This window comes from Massilia jejuensis (assembly GCF_042656795.1).
Classification (GTDB): Bacteria; Pseudomonadota; Gammaproteobacteria; order Burkholderiales; family Burkholderiaceae_D; genus Telluria; species Telluria jejuensis.
On record NZ_JBHSMS010000039.1, the window covers coordinates 92,722 to 118,602 of the forward strand.

The 25,881-nt window shown below is 66.2% G+C and carries 22 protein-coding genes and 1 tRNA gene; 18 read left to right on the forward strand and 5 right to left on the reverse strand.

Annotated elements, in window-relative coordinates; translation table 11 throughout:
- From ACFPOU_RS12520 to ACFPOU_RS12530, 3 genes are all read left to right on the forward strand, one after another.
- Nucleotides 1-1,018: class I SAM-dependent DNA methyltransferase (locus ACFPOU_RS12520; protein WP_379721561.1), on the forward strand; the 1,018-nt coding region annotated here is incomplete at its 5' end.
- Nucleotides 1,019-1,121: 103 nt separating this feature from the next.
- The gene (locus ACFPOU_RS12525; protein ID WP_379721564.1) at nucleotides 1,122-2,672 is read left to right on the forward strand and encodes a PQQ-dependent sugar dehydrogenase; all 1,551 of its coding nucleotides are present in this window, start codon (nucleotides 1,122-1,124) and stop codon (nucleotides 2,670-2,672) included.
- Nucleotides 2,673-3,150: 478 nt separating this feature from the next.
- Nucleotides 3,151-3,609, forward strand: coding sequence for a hypothetical protein (locus ACFPOU_RS12530; protein ID WP_379721567.1), 459 nt, complete (start codon nucleotides 3,151-3,153; stop codon nucleotides 3,607-3,609).
- A 12-nt stretch (nucleotides 3,610-3,621) separates the two neighbouring features.
- Here the strand turns inward: ACFPOU_RS12530 and ACFPOU_RS12535 are convergent, their stop codons facing one another.
- From ACFPOU_RS12535 to ACFPOU_RS12545, 3 genes are all read right to left on the reverse strand, one after another.
- Nucleotides 3,622-7,512 (reverse strand): ATP-binding protein, encoded by a 3,891-nt coding sequence (locus ACFPOU_RS12535; protein WP_379721570.1) that lies wholly within the window; start codon nucleotides 7,510-7,512, stop codon nucleotides 3,622-3,624.
- A 157-nt stretch (nucleotides 7,513-7,669) separates the two neighbouring features.
- Nucleotides 7,670-8,317 carry a CatA-like O-acetyltransferase gene (locus ACFPOU_RS12540; RefSeq protein WP_379721572.1) on the reverse strand — a complete coding sequence of 216 codons (648 nt, stop codon included), beginning with the start codon at nucleotides 8,315-8,317 and terminating at the stop codon, nucleotides 7,670-7,672.
- 102 nt (nucleotides 8,318-8,419) lie between these two features.
- Nucleotides 8,420-9,202: a 3-hydroxybutyrate dehydrogenase gene (locus ACFPOU_RS12545; protein ID WP_379721885.1), complete on the reverse strand. Its 783-nt coding sequence runs from the start codon at nucleotides 9,200-9,202 to the stop codon at nucleotides 8,420-8,422.
- Between the two features lie 151 nt (nucleotides 9,203-9,353).
- On the opposite strand from ACFPOU_RS12545, the gene ACFPOU_RS12550 reads away from it, so the two are divergent.
- Genes ACFPOU_RS12550 through ACFPOU_RS12575 form a run of 6 tightly spaced genes read left to right on the forward strand, consistent with a single transcriptional unit; the run spans nucleotide 9,354 to nucleotide 15,311 of the window.
- A complete protein-coding gene (locus tag ACFPOU_RS12550; RefSeq protein WP_379721575.1) occupies nucleotides 9,354-10,253 on the forward strand; it encodes an alpha/beta fold hydrolase in 900 nt (299 codons plus the stop codon).
- 27 nt (nucleotides 10,254-10,280) lie between these two features.
- Nucleotides 10,281-10,631 (forward strand): RidA family protein, encoded by a 351-nt coding sequence (locus ACFPOU_RS12555; protein ID WP_379721887.1) that lies wholly within the window; start codon nucleotides 10,281-10,283, stop codon nucleotides 10,629-10,631.
- Nucleotides 10,632-10,634: 3 nt separating this feature from the next.
- Nucleotides 10,635-12,872: a RelA/SpoT family protein gene (locus ACFPOU_RS12560; RefSeq protein WP_379721578.1), complete on the forward strand. Its 2,238-nt coding sequence runs from the start codon at nucleotides 10,635-10,637 to the stop codon at nucleotides 12,870-12,872.
- Between the two features lie 52 nt (nucleotides 12,873-12,924).
- On the forward strand, nucleotides 12,925-13,743 hold the full coding sequence (locus ACFPOU_RS12565; RefSeq protein ID WP_379721581.1) for an MlaE family ABC transporter permease: 819 nt from the start codon (nucleotides 12,925-12,927) through the stop codon (nucleotides 13,741-13,743).
- A gap of 9 nt (nucleotides 13,744-13,752) precedes the next feature.
- Nucleotides 13,753-14,682 (forward strand): MlaD family protein, encoded by a 930-nt coding sequence (locus ACFPOU_RS12570; RefSeq protein WP_379721584.1) that lies wholly within the window; start codon nucleotides 13,753-13,755, stop codon nucleotides 14,680-14,682.
- The gene (locus ACFPOU_RS12575; RefSeq protein ID WP_379721587.1) at nucleotides 14,679-15,311 is read left to right on the forward strand and encodes a hypothetical protein; all 633 of its coding nucleotides are present in this window, start codon (nucleotides 14,679-14,681) and stop codon (nucleotides 15,309-15,311) included. The genes ACFPOU_RS12570 and ACFPOU_RS12575 overlap by 4 nt, the downstream gene beginning before the upstream one ends.
- Before the next feature lie 18 nt (nucleotides 15,312-15,329).
- Here the strand turns inward: ACFPOU_RS12575 and ACFPOU_RS12580 are convergent, their stop codons facing one another.
- Both ACFPOU_RS12580 and ACFPOU_RS12585 read right to left on the reverse strand, forming a co-directional pair.
- Nucleotides 15,330-16,277: an NAD(P)/FAD-dependent oxidoreductase gene (locus ACFPOU_RS12580; RefSeq protein WP_379721590.1), complete on the reverse strand. Its 948-nt coding sequence runs from the start codon at nucleotides 16,275-16,277 to the stop codon at nucleotides 15,330-15,332.
- A 32-nt stretch (nucleotides 16,278-16,309) separates the two neighbouring features.
- The gene (locus tag ACFPOU_RS12585; RefSeq protein WP_379721593.1) at nucleotides 16,310-17,290 is read right to left on the reverse strand and encodes a cation diffusion facilitator family transporter; all 981 of its coding nucleotides are present in this window, start codon (nucleotides 17,288-17,290) and stop codon (nucleotides 16,310-16,312) included.
- Nucleotides 17,291-17,438: 148 nt separating this feature from the next.
- On the opposite strand from ACFPOU_RS12585, the gene ACFPOU_RS12590 reads away from it, so the two are divergent.
- From ACFPOU_RS12590 to ACFPOU_RS12630, 9 genes are all read left to right on the forward strand, one after another.
- Nucleotides 17,439-17,515: transfer RNA gene (locus ACFPOU_RS12590), tRNA-Val, on the forward strand.
- 207 nt (nucleotides 17,516-17,722) lie between these two features.
- Nucleotides 17,723-19,633, forward strand: coding sequence for a threonine--tRNA ligase (thrS, locus tag ACFPOU_RS12595; protein ID WP_379721596.1), 1,911 nt, complete (start codon nucleotides 17,723-17,725; stop codon nucleotides 19,631-19,633).
- 11 nt (nucleotides 19,634-19,644) lie between these two features.
- A complete protein-coding gene (gene infC, locus ACFPOU_RS12600; RefSeq protein WP_227496758.1) occupies nucleotides 19,645-20,193 on the forward strand; it encodes a translation initiation factor IF-3 in 549 nt (182 codons plus the stop codon).
- 338 nt (nucleotides 20,194-20,531) lie between these two features.
- The gene (rpmI, locus tag ACFPOU_RS12605; RefSeq protein ID WP_026354218.1) at nucleotides 20,532-20,729 is read left to right on the forward strand and encodes a 50S ribosomal protein L35; all 198 of its coding nucleotides are present in this window, start codon (nucleotides 20,532-20,534) and stop codon (nucleotides 20,727-20,729) included.
- A 20-nt stretch (nucleotides 20,730-20,749) separates the two neighbouring features.
- Nucleotides 20,750-21,109 (forward strand): 50S ribosomal protein L20, encoded by a 360-nt coding sequence (rplT, locus tag ACFPOU_RS12610; protein ID WP_379721600.1) that lies wholly within the window; start codon nucleotides 20,750-20,752, stop codon nucleotides 21,107-21,109.
- Nucleotides 21,110-21,259: 150 nt separating this feature from the next.
- Nucleotides 21,260-22,276 (forward strand): phenylalanine--tRNA ligase subunit alpha, encoded by a 1,017-nt coding sequence (gene pheS, locus ACFPOU_RS12615; protein WP_379721603.1) that lies wholly within the window; start codon nucleotides 21,260-21,262, stop codon nucleotides 22,274-22,276.
- 213 nt (nucleotides 22,277-22,489) lie between these two features.
- The gene (gene pheT, locus ACFPOU_RS12620; protein WP_379721606.1) at nucleotides 22,490-24,916 is read left to right on the forward strand and encodes a phenylalanine--tRNA ligase subunit beta; all 2,427 of its coding nucleotides are present in this window, start codon (nucleotides 22,490-22,492) and stop codon (nucleotides 24,914-24,916) included.
- A gap of 113 nt (nucleotides 24,917-25,029) precedes the next feature.
- Nucleotides 25,030-25,383 (forward strand): integration host factor subunit alpha, encoded by a 354-nt coding sequence (locus ACFPOU_RS12625; protein WP_379721609.1) that lies wholly within the window; start codon nucleotides 25,030-25,032, stop codon nucleotides 25,381-25,383.
- Between the two features lie 84 nt (nucleotides 25,384-25,467).
- On the forward strand, nucleotides 25,468-25,872 hold the full coding sequence (locus tag ACFPOU_RS12630; protein ID WP_379721612.1) for a MerR family transcriptional regulator: 405 nt from the start codon (nucleotides 25,468-25,470) through the stop codon (nucleotides 25,870-25,872).
- The last annotated feature ends 9 nt before the right edge of the window (nucleotides 25,873-25,881 follow it).

Consider the following 25,881-nt stretch of genomic DNA (forward strand, 5'->3'; position numbering starts at 1 on the left):
GGCCCTGGCCGAACAACCCGGCTATCCCGAGGCGGCCTGCGTGCGCGCGAATGCGCTGTTCCAGCTGCGCCGCTTCGAGGCCGCCCTGCGCGCCTACGATGCGGCGGTCGCCGCCGATGCGGGCATGCCCGAAGCGCATGCGGGACGCGGCCTGGCCCTGCTGAAACTGGGGCGCGCGCGGGAGGCGCTGGCCTGTTTCGAGACCGCGCTGGCGCTGCGCCCCGGCCATCCGGCCAGCCACCGCCAGCGTGGCGAGGCCCTGCTGGCCCTGGGCGAGCGCAGCCAGGCCATCGCCGCCTTCGGACAGGCGCGCGAGTCGGCACGGCAAGCCGGCCAGGACGCCGCGGACATCGACTTCGCGCTGGCCGCGCTCGGCGTCGGCGCGCCGCCCGAGCGGGCACCGCTTGTCTACGTGAAAGCGCTGTTCGACCAGTATGCGGGCCACTTCGACCGGCACCTGACCGGCGTGCTGGACTACCGCACGCCGGCGCTGATCGGCGCGGCCCTCGCGCGCCACGCCGGCGCGGCGCATCTCGCCACCGCCGACCTGGGTTGCGGCACTGGCTTGTGCGCGCCTTTCCTGCGGCCGCTCGCGCGCAGCCTGGCCGGGGTCGACCTGTCCGCCAGGATGCTGGAGCAGGCGCGCGCCACCGGCCTGTACGACGAACTCGCCCGCGCCGACATCGGCGCCTGGCTTGAAGCGCGTGCCGACGACCTCGACCTGGTCGTGGCCGCCGACGTGCTGGTGTATTTCGGCCCGCTGGAAACCTTGTTCGCGCAGGTGCGCCGCGCCTTGCGCCCGGGGGGCTGGTTCTGTTTCTCGACCGAGGCGATCGAGGCCGACGCGGGGCCGGACCATGTGCTGCTGCCCTCGAGCCGCTATGCGCATTCGCCGGACTACCTGCGGCGCCTGGCCCGCGAACGCGGCTTCGTGACGGTCGAAGCCGAACGCGCGGTCGTGCGCAGCGAGGACGGCGCCGGCGTCGCCGGCCACCTGCTCGTGCTGCGCGCGGCGTGAGCGGCCGGGCGGCGCCGAACGAACCCCGAATGCGCTTTGTGGTCCAACACTGACCTACGGAACCCCGCCCGGCGCTCGTGCGCCGGAGAATTGGAGGATCATCATGTTGGATACATGCGCTGGAAGAACAAGCAAGACGCAGCGGACCGGGGCGCGGCCGGTACTGGCCATCGCCATGCTGCTCGGCCTGGCCGCGCCTTTCGCGGCCGCCGATACGATCCCGGTCGCCATACTCGACCCGAACCTGCAGGTCGGCACCTATATCGGCGCGGGACTCGACCAGCCGATCGGGATCGCCTTCATCGGCACGGACGACGCCCTGGTCCTGGAAAAAGGCACCGGTCTCGTGAAACGGGCGATCGGGGGCGTGATCCAGGCCGCGCCGGTCCTCGACCTTGCCGTCAATTCCGCCTCGGAGCGCGGTCTGCTCGGCATCGCCCTGCATCCGCATTTCCCGGCCGTGCCCTTCGTCTACATCCGCTGGACCGAAAGTGCGACCGGGCTCGATACCGCCGTGGTCGGCGAGGTGCCGCTGCTGGGCAACCGCGTCGACCGCTTCCTCTGGGACGGCAACAGCCTGCGGCTCGACCCGAATTTCAAGACCGTGTTCCTGCGCGCCCGGCAGACCGACAATCTGCCCGTGCGCGGCCACGAGGAAGCGGTCAATCCGGCCGAACGCGCCAACCACAACGGCGGGCAAATCCGCTTCGGCCCCGACGGCAAGCTGTATGTCTTCACGGGCGACCTCGGGCGCCGCGGCCACATGCAGAACCTGCCCATCGGCCCCTTCGAAGGCCCGTCCTTCCGTGACGACACCTACGGCGGCCCGGCGCCCGACAGCGCCCACCTGTCCGGCGTGGTCCAGCGCTTCAACGACGACGGCAGCACGCCGCGCGACAATCCTTTCCATCTCGTCGGCGCCATCATCGGCGGCGACACCGGCCGGTCGATCCAGACCGTCTTTTCCTACGGCCACCGCAACGGCTTCGGCATGGCCTTCGATCCCTACAGCCGCTACCTGTGGCTGACCGAAAACGCGGACGACGCCTTCAGCGAATTGAACCGGGTAGTGCCGGGCATGAACGGCGGCTGGATCCAGGCGATGGGACCCTTGCGCCGCATCGCCGAATTCAAGACCATCGAAACCACGCTGTTCGGCGGCTCGCTGCAGCAGGTGCGCTATCCTCCCACCCGCATCGCCGGCACGGCCGGGCGCGCCCGCGCGCGCATGGTCATGCTGCCCGGCGCCGCGTATGTCGATCCGCAGTTCAGCTGGCGCTACGAGATCGGGCCGGCGGGCGCGGCCTTCGTGCGGGGCGACGCGCTGGGCCAGGAGTACCTCGGCAGCTTGTGGATCGGTTCGTCCCGACCCTTCATGGCGACCGGCACCAGCGGCGGCAGCCTGTACCGGATGCGCCTGACGCCCGACCGGCTCGGGCTCGATCTCGGCGCGGACGCGCGCCTGGCCGACAAGGTGGCCGACAACCTGGGCAAGTTCGATCCGACCGAGAGCGAGACCCTGCTGATCGGCCGCGGCTTCGGCATCACGCCGGACATCGCACAGGGACCGGACGGCAACCTGTACGTCGTGTCGCTTTCCGACAACGTAGTCTACCGCATCGGCCGCGCGACCTCGCCCGCAGGGACGCGATGACCAGCCCGGCCCAGGGCGCAGCGGCACGCCCTGGGTAATCGGCGCGCGCTTTCGCGGGACGCGTCCCGGCCGCCAGGCGGCGCCAGGCGCGATTTCGCTTTGGCCCCGCCGTTTCGACCGCCTGCGCCATCGAAAGCGCGTCCTGTCCGCCGGCGCCTTGTGTGTCCATCCGGATTTTCCCATCGTGCCCCATCGATCGAACCGCCTTCGAAGGATGCACCATGCTCAAACGCCGCGCCGCAGTCCTGCTCCTGCCGCTCCTGGCCATCGCCATGCCGCTCACGTCGCGGGCACGGCTCGACCTGACGGCGCTCGACCGCGACATGGCCGGGCCGCGCGCGCGGGTGCTCACGCTCGGCACGTTCCACTTGCGCACGCTGCCGGCGAGTTTCGACCCCGCCGCGCTCGACGACCTGCTGGACCGGCTGGCCGCGTTCCGCCCCGAGATCGTTACCATGGAAACCGAGAACGGCGAGGAATGCGATCTCGCCGCGCGCCACCCGGCCAGGTACGGCGCCGATTACTGTCCCTCGACGCCCCGGCCGCGATGGCCGCGGCGCATACGCTGCTGGAGGCCTGGCCGGTCCGGCCGACACCGGCCCAGCGGCGCCATCTCGCGGCCCCGTTCCTGGCCTCGTACAACCGCGCGCCCGACCTGCTGCCCCTGTACCGCGCAATCAACGACCCGCAGCGCCTGCGCGTGCTGGCCGAAGCCAATGTGGCGCCGATGATGCAGGCTCCGTTCGAGCGTGGCTATCCGCGGATCTGGGTCGCCGGCCGGGAAATCCGCAACCTGCGCATGGTCGCCAATGTCCGCGAACGGCCGGGGGCGCGCGTGCCGGCCGTGGTCGGCGCCTCGCACAAGCCCTGGTTCGACAGCTGGCCGGGGATGCTGCAGGGGGGCGAGATCGTCGATGCGCTCAAGGTGCTGGAATGAACGAAGGCGCCGTCATGGCGTCGTAAGAACCGACGTGACCGGACCTGGCGCGCCGGATGCGGGCCAGCGGCGCCTGGCGGCGCTTTCGAGCAAGGCATGCAGCTTGTCGATATCGGCCGGTTTCGCGAAATAGGCGTCGAAGCCCGCGTGCAGGCCGGCGTCGCGGTCGCGCTGCTCGCCATAGCCGGTCACGGCGATGAGCGTCGCGTCATGCGTTTCAGGCCGCTGGCGCAACTGGCGCGCCAATGCATTGCCGTCGATGTCGGGCAGGCCGATGTCGAGGATGCAGACGTCGGGCGCCTGCGCCGCGGCCAGCGCCAGCGCCGCATGCGAATCGTGTTCGACCATGACGCTGTAGCCCAGTTCTTCGAGCAGCATCGCCAGCGTGCGCGCGGCGTCGACGTTGTCGTCGACCAGCAGGATGCGCAGGCGGCGCGCCGAGTCGGATGCGTCGGCCGCCGCCTGCGCCGGCGCGGCCGCGAGCGCCTGCAGCGAGGAGGGCAGGGTGATCGCGAAGGTCGAGCCGCGGTTGGTGCCGGCACTGCGGTAGTTGATCGCGCCGCCATGCAGTTCGACCAGGCTCTTGGCCAGCGCCAGGCCCAATCCGAGCCCGCCCTGGGAACGGTCCGGCGTGCGCGTGGCCTGCGCGAACAGGTCGAACATGCGTTCGTGCAGTTCCGGAGCGATGCCGATGCCGTTGTCGCTGACCGACAGCGTAAGCTCGCCGTCGCCGGCGGCGAGTTCCAGCGCGATCGCGCCGCCCGCCGGGGTGAACTTGGCGGCGTTGTTGAGCAGGTTGGCCACCACCTGCACCAGCCGCTTCTGGTCGCCCATCACGATCGCCTGGTGCTGCGGCTGCGATACCGTCAGGCGGTGCTTGCGCGCCTCGATCAGGGGCCGGGTCTGTTCGACCGCATTGGCGACGATGGTGTTCATGTCCAGCGCCTGGCGCTCGATCGTGACCAGGCCGCGCGTGACGCGCGACACGTCCAGCAGGTCGTCGACCAGTTCGGTCATATGGCGTACCTGGCGCGTGATGATGCCGCTGGTGCGCTTGATCTTGTCGGCGTCGAGCATCGCCCGGCCCATCAGTTCGGCCGCGGCGCTGATCGGCGCCAGCGGATTGCGCAGTTCGTGCGCCAGCATGGCCAGGAATTCATCCTTGTTGCGGTCGGCGTTGAGCAGCTTCAGTTCGGCCGCCTTGCGCTCGGTGATGTCGAGCACGACCGCCAGGATGGCGCCCGGGTCGCCGCCGTCGGTGCCGGGCAGGCGGGTGACGGCCTTGGTGACCCAGACCACGCGCCCGTCCGGCCGCACGTAGCGGTTGTCGATCTCGAAGGAGCTGCCGCCGACCTCCATCCGCGCGAACGTTTCGAGGTTGGCGCGCACGTCGTCCGGGTGGATCAGGTCGCCGAGGTGGCTGCCGATGAGCTCATCCTCGCGCCTGCCCACGATTTCGCAATAGCGCGCATTGACCCGCACCAGCCGGCCCGACAGGTCGGCCTCGGCGATGCCGGCGGCCGTTTGCTCGAACAGGGAAGCGATGTGCGCCTCGCTGCGGCGCAGGGCGCTGCGCGTGCTCGCCGTCTCGATGTCGACGCGCAGCGCCGCCTCGCGCGCCATGGCCTGGCGCCGCAGGCGCGCCAGGCGGATCGCGCCATCGACCCGCGCCAGCAGTTCGCGCGCGCTGAAGGGCTTGACGATGTAATCGTCGGCGCCGGCGGCCAGTCCCTCGACGCGGGCTTCCTCGCCGGCGCGCGCCGACAGCAGCAGCACCGGCAGTTCGCGCAGGCGGGCGTCGGCCCGAATGTTCGCGAGCAGGGCGAAGCCGTCGATATTGGGCATCATCACGTCGCTGATGACCAGGTCCGGCAGGGGGGCGGCCTGCAGCAGGGCCAGCGCCTCGGCGCCGTCGCGCGCGGCGATCGTCGCATGCCCCGCGTTTTCCAGGGCCCGCTGGATGTAGTTGCGCATGTCGCGGTTGTCGTCGACCAGCAGCACGCGGGCGCCGCCGCCCGCCTCCGGCGCCGCGAGCGCAGGCGCGGGCGCCGGAGCGGGCGCGGGAGCGGGTGCGGCGGCGCCATCGAGCCATTGCCGCGCTTCGCCGGCATAGGCCAGGGCGCGCATGGACGGCGTGGACGGGGGCGCCGCCGGCGGTGCGTCGGCGGCCTCGCGCGGCGCCAGCGGAATGCGCACGAAGAAGCCGCTGCCGCGGCCGATCTCGCTCTCGACGCGTACCTCGCCGTCGTGCAGCGCGACCATTTCCGCGACCAGGGACAGGCCGATGCCGGTACCTTCCATCGAGCGCCCGCGCTGGCCCTCGATGCGGTGGAAGCGGTCGAACACGCGCCCCAGTTCCTCGGACGCGATGCCGACCCCGGAGTCGGTGACGGCCAGTTCGACGGCCTCGCCGTCGGCGCGCATGCGCACCGTGATCGCGCCCTCGAGGGTGAACTTGAAGGCGTTCGAGACCAGGTTCAGGACGATCTTCTCCCACATGTCGGGATCGACCCAGACCGGCACGCCGAGCGCCGGGCAGTCGACGTGCAGCGCCAGGCCGGCGCTCTCGCAGGCCGAGCTGAAGTGGCTTGCCAGTTCGGCCGTGGCCGCGGCCAGGTCGACGGGCTGGAACGAGACCGCGGCGCGCCCTGTCTCCAGGCGCGAAAAGTCGAGCAGGGCATTGACCAGCTTGAGCAGGCGCTGGGCGTTGCGGTCGGCCGTGGCCAGCAGGTCGAGGTGGGCCGCCGGCAGCCCGGGCGTGCGCAGCGCATCCTCGAGAGGGCCGAGCATGAGCGTGAGCGGCGTGCGGAACTCGTGGCTGATGTTGGTGAAGAAGACCGTCTTGGCGCGGTCGATCGCGGCCAGCATGTCCAGGCGCCGGCGCTCTTCCTCGCTGGCCGCCACGCGCGCGAGCGCGGCGCCGAGGGCCGCGCCGATCAGTTCGAGGAAGCCGCGAAATTCGTCCGACTGCGGCAGGCGCGAACTGGCGGCCGTCATCAGCAGGGCCACCGGCTGGGCGGCGCCGGGTCGCCAGACCGGCACGGCGAACGCGGTCTCGGGCGGCTCCGGATACGGTCCGCAAGGCGCGCCGCCGAGTGCATCGCCCAGACCGGCCAGCTCGACGATGGCCGTGGCGCCGGCCAGGCGTGCGAGCGGCCAGAAGCCAGGGGCGCCCGCTTCCAGGCTGGCGGGCGCGACACCGCCGCCAGGGGCCATTCCCGCATGCTGCCTGAGGCCGTAGCGCGCGCCGTCGGCCTCGCGTTCGTAGAGCAGCAGGAAGGGCAGGTCGAAGTCGAAATTGCGCAGCGTGCCGGTGACCAGTTCGAACACTTCGGTGCTCGTGCGGGCGCCCACCAGGCAAGCGGTCAGGTCGCGCAGCGCGCGGGTGCGCCGTTCCGACACCATGGTCTTGGTGGTCTCGGTGACCGGATGGAACAGGCCGCCGATCTCGCCGCTTTCGTCGCGGATGGGGCTGAGCGAAAAGGTGAAGAAGGTCTCTTCCAGATAACCGTTCCGGAACAGGAACATGCGCTGGTTCTCGAGATAGGAAGTGTCGCCGCGCAGCGCGCGCTCGAATGGCGCCTCGAGCGCGGACCAGGCCGACTCCCAGCACACCGTGTAGTCCATGCCGAGCGTGGCCGGATGGCGGTCCCCGCACAGGACGCGGTAGCCATCGTTGTAGATCTGGATATGCTGCGGTCCCCACACGATATTGATGGGAAAGTTCGAGGCCAGGCACAGGCTGACCGTCGTGCGCAGGCTTTGCGGCCAGGTCGAGATCGGCCCGAGCGCACTTGCGGTCCAGTCGTGGGACCGAATGAGCGTCGCCATTTCGCTGGAATCGCCAAGGAACCTGGAGTCGGTGGCCATGATCCGGCCGGCGTTCGGTAAAGAGTCTGACATTGTGCGTGCTACCGGACGAAGTAATGGGAATCCTTGCCTGGAACGGCTGGAACTCGTCGGGCACGGTCCGGCAACGCTGCGATCATAGCAGACTGAAAAGCGCGCACTGTTGCTGTCACTGCTGCTGTCCCGATTACGACCCGCCGTGCAGGCGCGGTCAGGCGCGCGGCTGCATCATGCCGGCCAGTTCCGCCCCGATCCGCAGCGCCAGCTGGTGGATATGAAAGCCGTCGACGAAGCCATGGTGCGCCTGCACCGAGAGCGGCAATTGCAGGCGGCCGTTCGGCGCGTCCTTGAACCTGCCCCAGGCCAGCGAGGGAATGTCGGGCGCGCCGAGGGTCGCGGTCGGGTGCTGGATGGCCGTGAAATCGAGCCAGGGGATGCAGGTGATGAAGACCTGGTCCTTGCACCGGCGCGCCGACAGGTCGGCATAGGCGTTGTTCAGCGCCGTCATGGCGCAGGCCTGTTCGCGCGCCCGGACGCTGCGCGCGACGAATTCGCGCAGGTCGTCGGACCAGTCGAAGAGCGCGAAATTCAGGTCCCCGTTCTGGTTGACGACGGTGAACGAGGGCATCAGGCGGTCGATGGCGATGACCTCGCCCTCGAACACGCGGTAGCGGAAGTTTTCGATGCCCAGGATCGCGCGCAGGACGGCGCACAGCAGCACGTGAAAGGGCGGCAGGCCTTGTTCCTTGCACCAGGGCCGGTAATCCGGCAGGTCGAGCGGAAAGCAGAGGTTGACCGCGGGACTGTCCATGCGGTCGAAGAGGTCGAAGCGGTCGCGCCGCTGGTCGAAATTATGCATGGGTGGCGAAAGAAAGAAGCGCGGCACCGGTTTCCGGGTGCCGCGTCGATACGGCCGGCCAGGCATGCGTGGACACGCACGCCTGCCTATGAGAACAGGTGCTTACTGCGCGGCCCAGCCGCCATCCATGTTCCAGGCAGCGCCGCGCACCTGGCTGCCGGCCGGGCTGCAGAAGAACACGGCCAGCGCGCCCAGTTCGTCCGGCGTCACGAACTGGCCCGACGGCTGCTTCTCGGCCAGCAGGGCCTTGCGCGCCTCGTCGTTCGACAAGCCGTCGCGCGCGGCGCGGTCGTCGACCTGTTTCTGCACCAGCGGCGTCAGGACCCAGCCGGGGCAGATGGCGTTGCAGGTGACGCCGGTCTGCGCGGTTTCGAGCGCGGTCACTTTCGTGAAGCCGACCAGGCCGTGCTTGGCCGCGACATAGGCCGATTTTTGCGCAGAGCCGACCAGGCCGTGCACCGAGGCCAGGTTGATGATGCGGCCCCAGTTTTTCTGCTTCATGCCGGGCAGGGCCAGGCGCGAGGTATGGAAGGCGGAGGTCAGGTTGATGGCGATGATCGCGTCCCATTTCTCGGCCGGGAAATCTTCGATGGCGGCCACGTGCTGGATGCCGGCATTGTTGACCAGGATGTCGACGCCGCCGAACTTTTCCTGGGCGAAGGCCATCATCGCCTCGATCTGCTCGGGCTTGGACATGTCCGCGTTGTGATAGGCCGTCTGCACCCCGAACTCCTGGCCGATCTCGGTGTAGAGCTTCTCGATCTGCTGGGCGTCGCCGAAGCCGTTGAAGACCAGGTTGGCGCCTTGTCCGGCCAGCGCGCGCGCGATGCCGAGGCCGATGCCGGAGGTCGAGCCGGTGACGAGTGCCGTTTTGCCGCTTAGCATGCGCGATTCGATAGTCGTTTTCATTATTTCCTCTGACGGGTAAGTGAGCGGGGTGTTCGTACGGAATTGGTAGAATTCTAATCGCTCGGGCGGGTAAAATGTGGAGCTGGCGTTTAACGACGCGACAATATTGCGATTTGGAGCGTGGAAGATGAGCGAAGTGCGGAGCGAAGTGCGTAGCGAAGCGAGGTTGAAAAGCGTGCAGTGCAGCTCGCCCGCCGGCCTGCACCGCATCGCCTACAAGGAGTGGGGCGACCCGGACAACACGCGCGTGCTGGTCTGCGTCCATGGCGTGACCCGCGTGGCCGACGACTTCGATGCGCTGGCGCGCGCCTTGTGCACGACCTACCGCGTGGTCTGTCCGGACGTGGCCGGCCGCGGCCGCTCGGGACGGCTCGCCGATCCGCAGCTGTACGCCTTGCCGCAGTACCTGGCCGACATGGTGACGCTGATCGCGCGCGTCACCGCCGGGGGCGAGGACAAGGTGCACTGGTTCGGCACCTCGATGGGCGGCTTGATCGGGATGGTGCTGGCCTCGCTGCCGGAATCGCCGGTCACGCGCCTGCTGCTCAACGATATCGGGCCGACCCTGGACGGCGCGGCCTTGCAGCGCATCGCCGACTATATCGGCCAGGACCTGCGCTTCCCGGACTACGCGAGCGGCGCGAAATTCGTGCGCGAGGTCTCCGCCTCGTTCGGCCCGCATACCGACGAGCAATGGGACAAGCTGGCCGGCGACGTGCTGCGCCAGGAACCGAACGGGGAATGGGTGCGCCATTACGACCTGGCGCTGGCCCAGCCGTTCAAGAAGATGAACGTGGAGCGCGCGAAACAGGACGAGGCTTTCCTGTGGCGCGCCTGGGATGCGATCGCCTGCCCGACGCTGCTGGTGCGCGGCGAGCATTCCGACCTGCTTTCGCGCGAGACCGCGCAGCTGATGACGACGCGCGGGCCGAAGCCGCGGCTGGTCGAGATCCCCGGCGTCGGCCATGCGCCGACCTTCGTGCAGCCCGAGCAGATCGCCATTGCCAGGGAATTTTTTACAGGCTGAGGCCTGAACATTGACATGAAAGAGATTATGCAAATCACACGACTTCACGTAGGCAAGCGACTGTCCGAGATCGCCATCCATAACGGGACCATCTACCTGGCCGGCCAGATTGCCGAGGACACGAGCCAGGACATCGACGGCCAGACGCGCGAAGTGCTGCGCCACGTCGACCGCCTGCTGCAGGAAGCCGGCAGCGACAAGACCTGCATCCTGATGTGCCAGATCTACATTGCCGACATGGCCCATTTCGCCGGCATGAACGCGGTCTACGACGAATGGGTCGCCTCCGGCCACACGCCGCCGCGCGCGACGGTCGAAGCAAAGCTCGCCAATCCGGCCTGCCTGGTGGAGATCGTCGTCACCGCCGCATTGCGCTGATCGATGGTTTCCACCGCCGCGCTCGGCGACGCCACCACCCAGCTCGTGTCGGGCCTCAGTTCCGAGGAATGCGTGCGCGTACGCGATGCGCTCGACTATGCGGCCGCCGCCTACGGCGAGCGCGCCTGCAGCTCGGGCCAGAACGCCTTCGAGTTTTCGCTCGGGGTGGCCGGCACGCTGGCCTACCTGCGCGGCGACGTCGAGACGCGCATCGCCGGCTTGCTGTTCGAGCTGGCGATCGTCGAGCCGGCGCTGGTGGAAACGCTCGAGCAGCTGTTCGGCGCCGAGGTGGCGAGCCTGGTGCGCGGCGTCCAGCAGCTGATCCGCCTGCACGACCTGACCGTCGGCCACCAGGGCGTCTGGCGCGGCAAGAACGCGGCCCAGCAAGCCGTGGCGCAGGTGGAAACGCTGCGCAAGATGCTGCTGGCGATGGCGACCGACATGCGCGTGGTGCTGATTCGCCTGGCATCGTGCGTGACGACCCTGCGCTGGTTCGCCGACCAGAAGCGCTTCGACGACCTGACGCGCGACTACGGGCGCGAAGTGATGGACCTGTACGCGCCGCTGGCGAACCGCCTCGGGATCTGGCAGCTGAAGTGGGAGCTGGAAGACCTGGCCTTCCGCTTCCTGGAACCCGAGACCTACAGGCGCATCGCCAGGATGCTGGAAGAGAAGCGGATGGCGCGCGAAGGCTTCGTCGCTTCCTCGATCGAGCGCCTGCAGCGCGAGCTGCACGCGGCCGGCATCAAGGCGGAGGTGAGCGGACGGCCGAAGCATATCTACAGCATCTATAACAAAATGCGTGGCAAGGAGCTCGATTTCTCCTCGCTCTACGACGTGCGTGCCTTCCGCGTGATCGTGGCCGACGCCAGGACCTGCTACACGGTGCTGGGACTGGTGCACAACATCTGGACCCCGATTCCGGCCGAATTCGACGACTACATCGCGCGTCCGAAGCCGAACGGCTACCAGTCGCTGCACACGGTCGTCACCGCCGAGGACGGGCGGCCGCTGGAAGTGCAGGTGCGCACCCAGGAAATGCACAACTTCGCCGAGTACGGCGTGGCCGCGCACTGGCGCTACAAGGAAGAGGGCGGCTCGACCTTCAAGAGCCAGAAGTACGACGAGAAGATCGCCTGGCTGCGCCAGCTGCTGGCCTGGAAGACCGACGTCACCAACGTCGTGGCCGCCGAGGAGGACCAGAAGGAATGGGTCGAGAAACTGAAAGCGGCGACGCTCGACGACCGCATCTTCGTGCTGACCCCGCAGGCGCGCGTGCTGGAACTGCCAGTGGGCGCGACGCCGATCGACTTCGCCTATCACCTGCACAGCGAGGTCGGCCACCGCTGCCGCGGCGCCAAGGTCGACGGCGCGATGGTGCCCCTGAACACGCCGCTGTCGAACGGCCAGACCTGCGAGATCATCACGGCCAAGGGTCCGGCCGGCAGCCAGGGCCCGTCGCGCGACTGGCTCAGTCCGGGCTACACGGTCAGCAGCCGCACCCGTTCCAAGATCCGCGCCTGGTTCCATGCGATGGAGCTGGCCGAGACGCTGGCGCAAGGGCGCACGCTGGTCGAAAAGTCGCTCCAGCGCGAAGGCAAGACCGCGGTCAACCTGGAAGCGCTGGCGCATAAACTGGGCTTCGCCAAGGTCGACGACCTGTTCGTCGCGGTCGGCAAGGAGAAGTTCAGCCTGCGCCATGTGGAAGCGGCGCTGCACGAGACGGCCGAGGCGCCCGCGCCGGACGATGCGGCCGTGGTCAACAAAAGCCGCGCCTCGAGCGTGGACCAGGGCGCGAAATCGGGCGTGCTGGTGGTCGGCACCGAAGGCCTGATGACGATGCTGGCCAAGTGCTGCAAGCCGGCGCCGCCCGATCCGATCGTCGGCTTCGTCACGCGCGGCAAGGGCGTCTCGATCCACCGCCTATCGTGCAAGAATTTCGCCGAGATGCGCAGCAAGGCGCCGGAGCGCGTGATCCAGACCGACTGGGGCAAGGGCGTCATCGAGACCGTGTACCCGGTCGACATCTTCATCCTCGCGCTCGACCGCCAGGGCTTGCTGCGCGACGTGTCCGATGCGTTCCTGCGCGAGAAGATCAATGTGACGGGCGTGAACACGCAGTCGACGAAAGGGCAGGCGCGCATGGTGTTTACAGCCGAAATCGGGTCGACGGCGCAGTTGCAGAAGGCCTTGGCGGGCATCGCCGAGGTACCCGGAGTCCAGGAGGCGCGCAGATCGTAACGGTCATGATACGAAAACCCATGCATCGTTGCTAAAATCGTATCATATGCCCATGCGCCGCTCCCTCTACCTCGCCACCCGCCCCAGCCTCTGGGGCCTCGCGCTCGTCCATTACCTGCGCAGCTGGTGGTACATGTTCCACCTCGGCGCGGTCGCCATCGTCACCGCGCTCTCGCCTTCGACCTATCGCGGCGCCAACCGCCGCGCCAACCGCCTCGCGACGGCGCGCTACATCCACGCCAGCACCTGGCAGGTGCTGCCCTGGTTCACGGTGCTCTCGGCCCTGATCAGCCTCGTCATCATCCGCATCGTGCTGGTCACCGCGATGAGCTACGGCCTGTCGCGCTATGCGCTCGAGATGGTGGTGCGGGTGCTGGTGCTCGAACTCATACCCCTGTCGGCCGCCCTGTTCGCGGCGCTGCGTTCCGGCATGGCCTTCGACGCCACCGCGCTGGGCCTGGCGCGCGCCGGCCTGCCGACGGCCGCGGTCAACGCCGAGGCGCTGCGGCGCATGCGGCGCGACCTGGTGCCGCAGCTGTTCGCCAACGCCTTCTCGGTGCTGAGCCTGGCCATGGTCAGCTCGAGCATCGTCCTGCTGCTGGCCTACCTGAACGTGTACGGCGTCTCGCCCTGGGGCGTGTCCGACTACACGCGCACGGTCGGGCGCGTGTTCGACCCGGCCGTCACCGTCGGCTTCGTGCTCAAGACCGTGCTCTTCGGCCTGGCGGTGGCCGTGATTCCGACCGCCGCCATCCTCGAACTGCAGCGCTATCCGCGCCGGCTCTCGTCGAGCGTGCAGCCGGGCGCGCTGCGCCTGCTGTTCGTGCTGCTGCTGATCGAAGGCGCTTCGCTTGCCCTCAAATACATCTGACTCCCACCTATGACCGATACCGATCCCGACGAGCCGGCCCATGTCGAAACCAAGGCCATGATCCTGCTCGGCCTCGTCGCCGCGCTGATCATCGCGTTCGTCCTGTACGTGATGTATGCACGCGGCGTGTTCGAGCCAACCCAGACGCTGGTGCTCACCACCGAGAACTCCGAGGGGGTCATTCCGGGCATGGACATGACCTTCGCCGGCTTTCCGATCGGGCGCGTGCGCCTGGTCGACCTGGCCAGGGACGGCAAGGTCCAGGTGCTGGTCGACGTCTCGAAGTCCGATGCCAAGTGGCTCAAGGCCTCGAGCGTCTTCACGCTCGAGCGCAGCGTGGTGGGCGAGACGCGCCTGCGCGCCTTTACCGGCGTGCTGGACGACGCGCCGCTGCCCGACGGCGCGGTGCGCCCGATCCTGCGCGGCGACGTTACCGCCGAGATTCCCGGCCTGGTCGCGACCGCGCGCTCGCTGCTCAACAACCTCGACAGCATGACCGCCGAGGGCTCCAGCGTGGCCGGCAGCCTGGAGAACCTGCAGACCCTGACCGGGCGCATGTCCGGCAGGTACGGGCTGCTCGGCGGTGCGCTGGGCGACGAGGAAGCGAAGAAGTTCGCCGGCACGCTGCAGCGGCTGGACCTCCTGCTGGCGAAAACCGACCAGCGCCTGTACGGCAAGAAGGGCATGGTCGACGACGCCCAGGCCGCGGTGGTCGAGCTGCGGGGCGTGCTGCAGGATGCGCGCGCCACCCTCAAGCGCGTCGACGCGGTGCTGGTCGAGGCGCAGGCGGTCGGCGCCAACGCACGCGTGGCCACCGAGGACCTGGGCGCCCTGCGCGGCGAGGTCGATGCCAGCCTGCGCAAGGTGAACCGCCTGGTCGACCAGGTCAACCGCAAGTGGCCGTTCGCCGGCAAGAACGAGGAGATCAAGCTGCCATGAGAATCGCACTGTTGACGATCGCGCTGGTGCTGGCCGGCTGCGCCAGCCGGCCCGCGCCGCCGAGCTGGCAGCCGAATGCGAAGGATGCGCTCGACGCTTTCACGGATGACTACCTGCGCGGGAACACGGGCGCGGCCAACGCGCAGTTCGCGCGGGCGCGGCGCGAGACCACCAGTACCGGACGCGCCGACCTGGTGGCGCAGGTGGAGCTGGTGCGCTGCGCGGTGCTGGCCGCCAGCCTCGAATTCGACGGGTGCCCCGGATTCGCGGCGCTGGCCGGCGATGCGTCGGCGCAGCAGCGGGCGTATGCGGCCTACCTGGCCGGGCGCTGGGACGGGATCGACGTGGCGGCGCTGCCGGAGCAGCATCGGGCCGTGGTCGGTTCCGGGTCGGCGGCGGGCGTGGCCGATCCGCTGGCGAAGCTGGTGGCGGCGGGGGCGCTGTTCAAGGCGGGGCGGATCGCGCCGGCCGACATCGGCGCGGCGACCGAGGCCGCTTCGGCGCAGGGGTGGAGAAGGCCTTTGCTGATGTGGCTGGGCGTGGCGCAGCAGCGGGCGCAGGCGCTGGGCGATGGCGCTGCGCTGGAACGGATCACGCGGCGGATCGCGCTGGCGTCGGGACAGAAATAGCGCTTGCCCGGCCGCCGCCTACCCTTGCACCTTCGGCCGCAGGGCCCAGGGCAAGGCGTTATGGATCGCGGTCGCCGCGATCGCTCCCTGTCCGGCCGCCACCGCGATCTGGTTCAATCCCCGCACCACGTCGCCGATCGCATACAGCCCCGGCACGCTGGTGCGCTGGTGGTCGTCGACCACGATCTTGTCGCACTCGGCCGTCTCCACGCCCAGGGCGGCGGCCAGCCCGGAGCGGGCCGACTCTCCCAGCATCGGATAGAACACGTCGAACTCGCGGCTCTCGCCGTCGGCGGTGTTGAGGACCGGCTTCATGCCGGGGCTCATCGACACCCCCAGCAACGGCGACTCGATATAGCGCACGCCGGCCGCTTCGACCTGCCTGCGCTCGTCGATGCTCAGCATCGACTCCTCGCCGCGGTCGAACAGCGTCACGTCCGCGCTGAACGAGCGCATGAAAAGGGCGTGGCCGACCGGGTTGGTTTCGTTGGTGACGACCGCGATGCGGCGGTCGATCACGTCGTAGCCGTCGCAGACCGGGCACAGGCGCACGGCGCCGCAGGCGACGGCCTCGCGCCAGTTCTCGATCGGCAGGCCGGCGTCGGCCACCCCGGTGGCGACCAGCACGGTCAGGGCCCGGATCGGGTGGGTGGCGCCTGCGTCGTCGACGTAATCGCCGACGAAGCTGCCGTCTTCCAGGCGCAGGCCGGTCACCTCGCCACGCAGGACCTCGCCGCCGTAGTTGCGCAACTGGCGTGTCAGGTTGCCGAGCAGATCGGCGCCGGGCACGCCCTCGGGAAAGCCCGGATAGTTGTGCGACACGGGAATCAGGCCCAGGCGGCTGTTGCCCTTGTCGACCACGGCGATGTTGCGCGTGAAGCGGCGCAGGTAGATGGCGGCGGTCAGCCCGCCGGGGCCGGCGCCGATGACCAGGGTATCGAAGACACGTTCGGTAAGTTCGCTCATGAAGCGATTATCGCGACAAACGGGAAGCGCACCTATCGGCGCGCGTGCCCGCTCTCGGTAAGCGCAGGCTTACAGTGGCCCGGGTCGAGCGGCAGGCCGCCCTCGGCTTCGGGCTGGAGCGTGACGTGGTCGATGCCGTGGCGCTCGAGCAGCATCTCCTTGACGCGGCGCAGTACCGCGGGCCAGTCGGCCAGGTCCTTGATTTCGAGGTGGCCGATGAGGGCCGGATGGCCGGGCGACATGTCCCAGACGTGCAGGTCGTGCACCGAGAGCACGCCCTCGACCCCGGCCAGGTCGGCGCCCACCTGCAGGTAGTCGATCCCGTGCGGCACCCCTTCCATCAGGAAGTGATAGGACTCGCGCAGGATGCCCCAGGTCGATTTCAGGATCAGCAGCGACACGAAGATCGACAGGATCGGGTCGATCCGGACCCAGTCCGTGAAGTAGATGACGGCGCCGGCGGCGATCGCCGCGACCGAGCCGAGCAGATCGCCCATCACGTTGACCAGGGCCGCGCGCGTATTGATGCTCTGCGTTTCGCGCGACAGCACCCATGCGACCAGCAAGTTGATGCAGGCGCCGATGGTCGCCACCACCAGCACGACGCCGCCCTGCACCGGTTCGGGATGGGCCAGGCGCTGCGCCGCCTCGTAGACGATCCAGGCGACCAGGGCCAGCATCGCCAGGCTGTTGACGAAGGCGGCGAGCGCCTCGGCGCGCACGAAGCCGAAAGAGTGGCGCGAGGAGGGCGGACGCTTGGCGATCAGCTGCGCCAGCAGGGCCAGGCCGAGCGCGGCGGCGTCGGTGACCATGTGGCCGGCGTCCGAAATCAGGGCCAGCGAATTGGACATGAAGCCGGTGACGACCTCGATGACGGCGAACAGCAGCGTCATCGTGAGCGCGATGCCGAGCGCGGTCTGGCTGCGCGCCTCGATGAAGTGGCCATGGCTGGCGTCGCCGTCGAGGTGGGCGTGGAGGTGCTCGGAACTGGGTGCGGCGTGATCGGATGACATGGGAAAATCGGTCGATTGGAACAACCGGCAAGTGTAATGGATAAGCGCGGTGGGTCAGCCTCATGCGAGGTGCAAGTTTTCTGTCTCAGCACTTAATTCTGGACAAGCCTTGCGCGACGTCCACGCACCCCCTATAATGCACGTCATTGGGCGGTTAGTTCAGCTGGTTAGAATACTTGGTCGACATCCAAGGGGTCGCAGATTCGAATTCTGCACCGCCCACCAGAATACTTGGTAAGAGCGAGAAAGGCATCGACGGTTATGACACCGCGAACTACAACTCAGTTGTGGGGGAATCGCTAGACGCGGTTGTGGTGTTCTTTTGCTCAATACACTGAAATCAACGCGGCTAGCCCGCGTTTTTTTTCGTCCAGATTTTTAAAGTTTCAAATCTTTTAATATTTCGGCGCGGTGCGCCACATGGAGATCACTATGCTGAATGTGCGACTTCCCGATGGCTCCAGCCGTCAGTTCGACGGCCCCGTGACGGTTGCCCAGGTGGCGACGAGCATCGCCCCCAGCCTCGGCAAGGCCGCGCTGGCCGGCAAGGTCGACGGCAAAGTGGTCGACACCTCCTTCCTGATCGAGCAGGACGCCGATTTCGCCGTCATCACCGATCGCGATCCGGAAGGCCTGGACGTGATCCGCCACTCGACCGCCCACCTGCTGGCGCACGCGGTCAAGGAGCTGTTCCCGGACGCCCAGGTCACGATCGGTCCCGTCATCGAAAACGGTTTCTATTACGACTTTTCCTATAAGCGCCCGTTCACTCCGGAAGACCTGGCCAAGATCGAAAAGAAGATGGCGGAACTGGCGAAGAAGGACGAGCCGGTCACGCGCAAGGTGCTGCCGCGCGACGAAGCGGTAGCCTATTTCAAGTCGATCGGCGAAGAATACAAGGCGGAGATCATCGCCTCGATTCCGGCCGGCGAGGACGTGTCGCTGTATTCGGAAGGCAGTTTCACCGACCTGTGCCGCGGCCCGCACGTGCCGTCCTCGGGCAAGCTGAAGGTGTTCAAGCTGATGAAGCTGGCCGGCGCCTACTGGCGCGGCGATTCGAAGAACGAGATGCTGCAGCGCGTCTACGGCACCGCCTGGGCCAGGAAGGAAGACCAGGAGCAGTACCTGCACATGCTGGAAGAAGCGGAAAAGCGCGATCACCGTAAACTCGGCAAGGCATTGGACCTGTTCCACTTCCAGGAAGAAGCGCCGGGCCTGATCTTCTGGCACCCGAAGGGCTGGACGGTCTGGCAGCAGGTCGAACAGTACATGCGCCACAAATACCAGGTCAACGGCTACGACGAAGTCAAGGCGCCGCAGATCCTCGACGTCACCCTCTGGCAGAAGACCGGTCACTGGGACAATTATCGCGAGAACATGTTTACGACCGAGTCGGAAAACCGTTCCTACGCCCTGAAGCCGATGAATTGCCCCGGCCACGTGCAGATCTACAACTCCGGCATGAAGAGCTACCGCGACCTGCCGCTGCGCTACGGCGAATTCGGCCAGTGCCACCGCAACGAGTCCTCGGGGGCGCTGCACGGCATCATGCGCGTGCGCGGCTTCACCCAGGACGATGGCCACGTGTTCTGTACCGAAGAGCAGATCGAGGCGGAAGTAACGGCCTTCCACGCCCAGGCGATGGAAGTCTACGACGACTTCGGCTTCACCAGCATCGACGTCAAGCTGGCGCTGCGCCCGGAAAGCCGCATCGGCAGCGACGCGGTATGGGACGAAGCGGAAGAGGCATTGCGCTCGGCCCTGCGCGCCTGCGGCGTGGAATGGACGGAATTGCCGGGCGAGGGCGCCTTCTACGGCCCGAAGATCGAGTATCACCTGAAGGACAGCCTCGGGCGTCCATGGCAGGTCGGCACGATGCAGGTCGACTTCTCGATGCCGGGCCGCCTGGGCGCAGAATATGTTGCCGAAGACAACACGCGCAAGGTGCCGGTCATGCTGCACCGCGCGATCGTCGGTTCGATGGAGCGCTTCATCGGCATCCTGATCGAGAACTACGCCGGCGCGCTGCCGCTGTGGCTGGCCCCGGTGCAGGTTGCGGTGCTCAATATCTCCGATGCGCAGGCCGATTATGTGAAAGCCGTGCAGGACCGCCTCAAGAAGGCAGGGCTGCGCGTTCACGCTGATTTGCGGAACGAGAAGATTACCTATAAAATACGCGAACATTCCGTCCAAAAGTTGCCATATATTCTAGTTGTTGGCGACAAGGAGCGTGAAGCAAACACCGTGGCCGTGCGCGCACGGGGCAATGTCGATCTGGGCGTGATGTCCGTCGATGCCCTGATCGAGCGCCTGCTTGGCGAAGTTGCAAACAAAGCCAGGTAAGCCGGCCGGTTATTCAGACATTAAAAGGAAACAACATAGCTACTGACAAGTCGTCGCATCGCATCAATGGCGAAATCAACCACCCGGAAATGCGTTTGTCCGGCGTCGATAACGAGCCCTTGGGCATCGTGAGCCTGGCCGAGGCGTTTCGTCTGGCTGAAGAAAAGAACGTCGACCTGGTCGAGATCGCGCCGAACGCGGTCCCGCCGGTCTGCCGCCTCATGGACTACGGCAAGTTCAAGTACTCGGAACAGAAGAAGGCCCACGAGGCCAAGCTGAAGCAGAAGATCATCCAGGTCAAGGAAGTCAAGTTCCGTCCCGGTACGGATGAAGGCGACTACAGCATCAAGCTGCGTAACCTCATCAAGTTCCTCGATGAAGGCGACAAGACCAAGATCACGCTGCGCTTCCGCGGCCGTGAAATGGCGCACCAGGATATCGGCTTCCGCATGCTCGAACGCCTGAAGGGTGACCTCGAGCCGTACGGCCAGGTCGAGCAGTTCCCGAAGATGGAAGGGCGCCAGATGATCATGATCATTGCGCCGAAGAAGAAGAAGTAATATTTAGAGGTAATACTTAGAAGTAATACTTAGAAGTAATACTTCGTTCGCTGGTGCCAGGGCCGGGCCCGGTGTTGCAGCTTTGCTGTGGCGCCGGGCCCGGCCCTGTGTCGTTCTTGCCTCCGTCTTCCCCGGCTGGACGCGCCGCGCGGCGCTGCAACGGCAATACTTTTCCCCCGATACTTGTGTTAGAATCTGCGGTTCCTGTTTTTCGAAGCAGGTTGTAGCGTGTCTCGCATGCGCTGCAAAACAAGTGAAAGCAGGCATCTAAGCGCAACGTCTTGTTGCCACCTGCAATCCTGTTATAGATGAGGCTGTCCGTGAAAGGACAGATGACTATGCCAAAAATGAAAACCAAGAGCTCCGCGAAGAAACGTTTTCGCGTGCGTCCGGGCGGTACTGTGAAATCGGGTATGGCGTTCAAGCGTCACATCCTGACCAAGAAGACCACCAAGAACAAGCGTCAGCTGCGCGGTACCCGTAACATCAATGCGTCGGACGTGACCAGCGTCTACCGCATGATGCCATCTGCTTAATCTCACACTAAGGAGCTAATATGCCTAGAGTTAAACGTGGGGTTACCGCACGGGCCCGTCATAAGAAAGTTCTTGAGCTTGCAAAAGGCTACCGTGGCCGTCGCTCGAAGGTCTACCGTGTTGCCAAGCAAGCAGTCATGCGCGCCGGCCAATATGCCTACCGCGACCGCCGCAACAAGAAGCGCGTCTTCCGCGCACTGTGGATCACCCGTATCAACGCGGCATCGCGTTCGCACGGCATGACCTACAGCGTGTTCATGAACGGCCTGAAAAAAGCCGCGATTGAACTGGACCGCAAGGTCCTGGCCGACATGGCCGTGCATGACAAGCCGGCCTTCGCCGCGATTGTCGCTGCCGTCCAGGCCAAGCTGGCCGCCTGATCGCAGTTTGCCGGCATCGCGCCGCCCTGACGTGGCGCGAAAAGAGCGGGGCAGGGTTATTCGACCTCTGCCCCGTTTTTGATTGTGGGACCTTGTCAAGCCGACTACGGTTCCCGTGGCTCCTGCCACCATCGAAACAGGAAGAATCGCATGAACTCGCTGGAAGAACTCGTCGTCTCGGCCCAGGCTGACTTTGGCGCTGCCCTCGATGCGGCGGCGCTGGAAAACGCAAAAGCAAAATACCTCGGCAAGACCGGCCGGGTTACCGAACTGATGAAGGGCCTCGGCAAGCTCGACCCTGACCAGCGCAAGGCGCAGGGCGCCCTGATCAATGCTGCAAAAGAAAAAATCGAACACGCATTGACCGGCCGCCGCGACGCGCTGGCGAACGCCCAGCTCGGAGCGCGCCTGAACGCGGAAAGCATCGACGTCACCATGCCCGGCCGCGGCCGTTCCATCGGCGGCATCCACCCGGTCATGCGTACCTGGGAACGCGTCGAACGGATCTTCCGCTCGATCGGTTTCGACGTGGCCGACGGTCCGGAAATCGAAAACGACTGGACCAATTTCACGGCCCTGAACAGCCCGGAAAACCATCCGGCGCGTTCGATGCAGGACACCTTCTATATCGAAGGCCAGGACAGCAGCGGCAAGCCGCTGCTGCTGCGCACCCATACCAGCCCGATGCAGGTGCGCTATGCGCGCACCCATACGCCGCCCATCAAGGTCATCGCTCCCGGCCGCACCTACCGCGTCGACAGCGACGCCACCCACTCGCCGATGTTCCACCAGGTCGAAGGCCTATGGATCGGCGAAGATATTTCCTTTGCCGACTTAAAGGGCGTCTACCTGAATTTCGTCAAGGCTTTCTTCGAAACCGAGGACTTGCAGGTGCGTTTCCGTCCGTCTTATTTCCCGTTCACGGAACCGTCGGCCGAGATCGACATCGCGTTCGGCTCGGGCCCCCTGAAGGGCCGCTGGCTGGAAGTGTCGGGCGCGGGGCAGGTACATCCGGCGGTGGTGCGCAACTTCGGGCTGGATCCGGAAAAATTCATCGGCTTCGCGTTCGGCTCCGGCCTCGAGCGCCTGACGATGCTGCGTTACGGGATCAACGACCTGCGCCTGTTCTACGAAGGCGATCTGCGATTCCTGAAGCAATTTAATTAATTTCGTCGATTCATTAAGATTCATACTAAGAAACTATCTCAGCAGGAATCGAGTCGTTGCCGACGCGGTTGACAAGCCGGCGCTGCATTGCTCGTCGTTGCGTGGCGCCACGCGGCCTCCGCGCGCCTTGCTCGCCCTTGCCGTGCAACGTCATCGGCTTCCTTCGTCCCACCGAGATAGGTTCCAAATAACGCGGTTACGAGGCAAAAGATTATGCAATTTTCCGAAAGCTGGCTCCGTTCCATGGTCGACCCGAAGATGACTTCGGAAGAACTGTCCCATTTGCTGACGATGTCCGGCCTCGAAGTCGAAGAGGTCGACGCCGTCGCGCCGCCGTTTTCGAACGTGGTCGTGGCCGAGGTCGTCGAAGTGGCCAGGCATCCGAACGCGGACCGCCTGAACGTCTGCCAGGTCGACGTCGGCACCGGCACCTTGCTCAACATCGTCTGCGGCGCACCGAACGTGCGCGCCGGCATGAAGGCGATCTGCGCCAAGGCCGGCGCCGTGCTGCCTCCTGGCGCGGACGGCAAACCCTTCGAGATCAAGGTCGGCCAGCTGCGCGGCGTCGAATCGCAAGGCATGATGTGCTCGGCGAAGGAACTGAAGATCTCGGAAGAAGGCAGCGGCCTGATGGAACTCCCGGCCGACGCGCCGGTCGGCGCCAGCATCCGCGACTATCTCGGCCTGGACGACCTGAAATTCACCATCAAGCTCACGCCGAACAAGGCGGACTGCCTGTCGGTGCTGGGCGTGGCGCGCGAAGTGTCGGCCCTGACCGGCAGCCCGCTGCACCTGCCGACCACGGTGCCGGTCCCCGTCACCATGGACGAGATCCTGCCCGCCAGGATTTCGGCGCCCGACCTGTGCGGCCGCTTCACCGGTCGCGTGATCCGCGGCCTGGACGCGAAAGCGGCGACGCCGGGCTGGATGAAGCAGCGCCTCGAGCGCTCGGGCCAGCGCTCGGTCTCGGCCCTGGTCGACATCTCGAACTACGTGATGCTGGAAGTGGGCCGGCCCTCGCACGTGTTCGACATGAACAAGATCCACGGCAGCCTCGACGTTCGCTGGGGCAGGAAGGGCGAGCAGCTCAAGCTCCTCAACGGCAACACCGTCGAAGTCGACGAGTGGGTCGGCGTGATCGCCGACGAGAAAGAAATCGAATCGCTGGCCGGCATCATGGGCGGCGATTCGACCGCCGTCACGCTCGACACCACCGACATCTACCTGGAAGCGGCCTTCTGGTGGCCGAACGCGATCCAGGGCCGTGCCCGCAAGTACAATTTCTCGACCGATGCGGCGCACCGCTTCGAGCGCGGCGTCGATTACGCGACCACGGTCGAACATATCGAGCGCATCACGGCGCTGATCATCGAGATCTGCGGCACCGGCGCCACGAAGGTCGGTCCGATCGACGACCAGGTCGTGAACCTGCCGGAGCGCAAGCCCGTCGTGCTGCGCACCGCGCGCGCCCGGAAAGTCATCGGCGTGCCGGTCAGCGACGAGATGGTGGCCGACATCTTCACCCGCCTGCACCTGCCGTTCACGCACGAGGCGGGCAAGTTTTCGGTGACCGCGCCGTCCTACCGTTTCGACATCGAGATCGAGGAAGACCTGATCGAGGAAGTCGCTCGCGTGTACGGCTTCGAGAACATTCCGGCCAATCCGCCGACCGCCCCGAGCGCGATGCTGATCGAGCCTGAAAACACCCGCTCGCTGTTCGCCGTGCGCCATCGGCTGGCCGACCTCGGCTACCAGGAAGTGGTTAACATGAGCTTCGTCGAAAGCGTCTGGGAACAGGATTTCGCCGGCAATGCGTCGCCGATCAAGCTGCGCAACCCGATCGCCAGCCAGATGAGCGTGATGCGCTCGACCCTGATCGGCGGCTTGCTGGCCAACGTGCGCTACAACCTGAACCGCAAGGCGGGGCGCGTGCGCGTCTTCGAGGCGGGCGCCATCTTCAAGCGCAACGAAGCCGTGGCCGACGGTCCCCTGACCGTGGCCGGCTTTGAGCAGCCCAAGCGCGTCGCCGCGATGGCCTACGGCCCGGCGCTCGACGAGCAATGGGGCATGCCGACCCGCGCGGTCGACTACTTCGATGTGAAAGCCGACCTGGAAGCGCTGTTTTCGCCGCGTGTGGTACGCTTTGTCAAGGCTGAGCACCCGGCGCTGCATCCCGGACGCTGCGCCAATGTCGAGCTCGATGGCCGCGTCGTCGGCTTCATCGGCGAACTCCATCCGCGCTGGCTGCAGAAATACGACCTGCCGCAAGCCCCGGTGCTGTTCGAGGTCGACGCCGATGCGCTGCTGGCGCGCGTGGTGCCGCGCTACACCGAGATTTCGAAGTTTCCAGGCGCCACGCGCGACCTGGCGCTGGTGTTGAAACAGCATGTTCCGGCCCAGGAAGTGATCGATGCATTCACCGCCGCCGCAGCTGCTCACCCCAACGGCAAGATCGTGCAAGCCGTTGTTTTGTTTGATGAATACCGCGGCAAGGGCCTGGAGGCGGACGAAAAATCGCTTGCTTTCCGCTTTACCTTGCAAGATACTCAATCGACCTTGCAGGACGATGTCGTGGAGGCCGTGATGGCTGCCGTGGCTGAGGCCGCAAGAGAAAAACACAGCGCAAAACTGCGCGGCTAAGTTCGCAACGCGTCCAAACATGTCCATATCGAAGGCAGGGCTTCAAAATTAATAACAACGACGTTGATTCGGCCGTATTCCAGGAAGCACTGGCGGCCGACCTGCATCGCGCGATGCAGGTGGCACGGGTACGGAAGGAAGCGGAAAAGGACTTGCCGACCCTGACCAAGGCCGAGCTGGCCGAGCTGCTCTTCGAGCAGGTCGGCTTGAACAAGCGCGAAGCCAAGGACATGGTCGAAACTTTTTTCGACGAGATCCGTAACGCGCTCGAGCGCGGCGAGGCTGTCAAGCTGTCCGGCTTCGGCAACTTCCAGTTGCGCGACAAGCCCCAGCGGCCTGGCCGCAATCCGAAAACCGGGGAAGAAATCCCGATCACGGCGCGTCGCGTCGTGACTTTCCACGCTAGCCAGAAACTGAAGAGCATGGTCGAAGAAACCAGCCCGGCATCGATGGCGCGCGCCGCCTGATCCGGCTATCGCGTACAGCTTCCCGGTACAGTTTCTTGGTACGGTTTTTCAGTACAGTTACTCAGTACAATTAATAAGTGAGCCATGAACGATCGCCCGAACAGGATTGAACTGACCGCGCTGCCGCCGATACCGGCCAAGCGCTACTTCACGATCGGCGAAGTGAGCGAATTGTGCGGCGTCAAGCCGCACGTGCTGCGCTACTGGGAGCAGGAATTTACTCAGCTAAAGCCGGTCAAACGTCGAGGAAACCGCCGCTATTACCAGCACCACGAGGTGCTGCTGATCCGGCGTATCCGTGAACTGCTCTACGAACAGGGTTTCACGATCAGCGGGGCACGCAACAAGCTCGACAGCCGCGCCAGCAACCTGGCTGGCGGCATCGAGGAAGTCCAGGTCGAGGAGGCGCCCGGCGTTGACACGGCCAGGCTGCGCGTGGAACTGCTCGATATTCTCGCTTTGCTCAAGCAAAGCGTGCCGCAGGCTTAATGTTCCGTT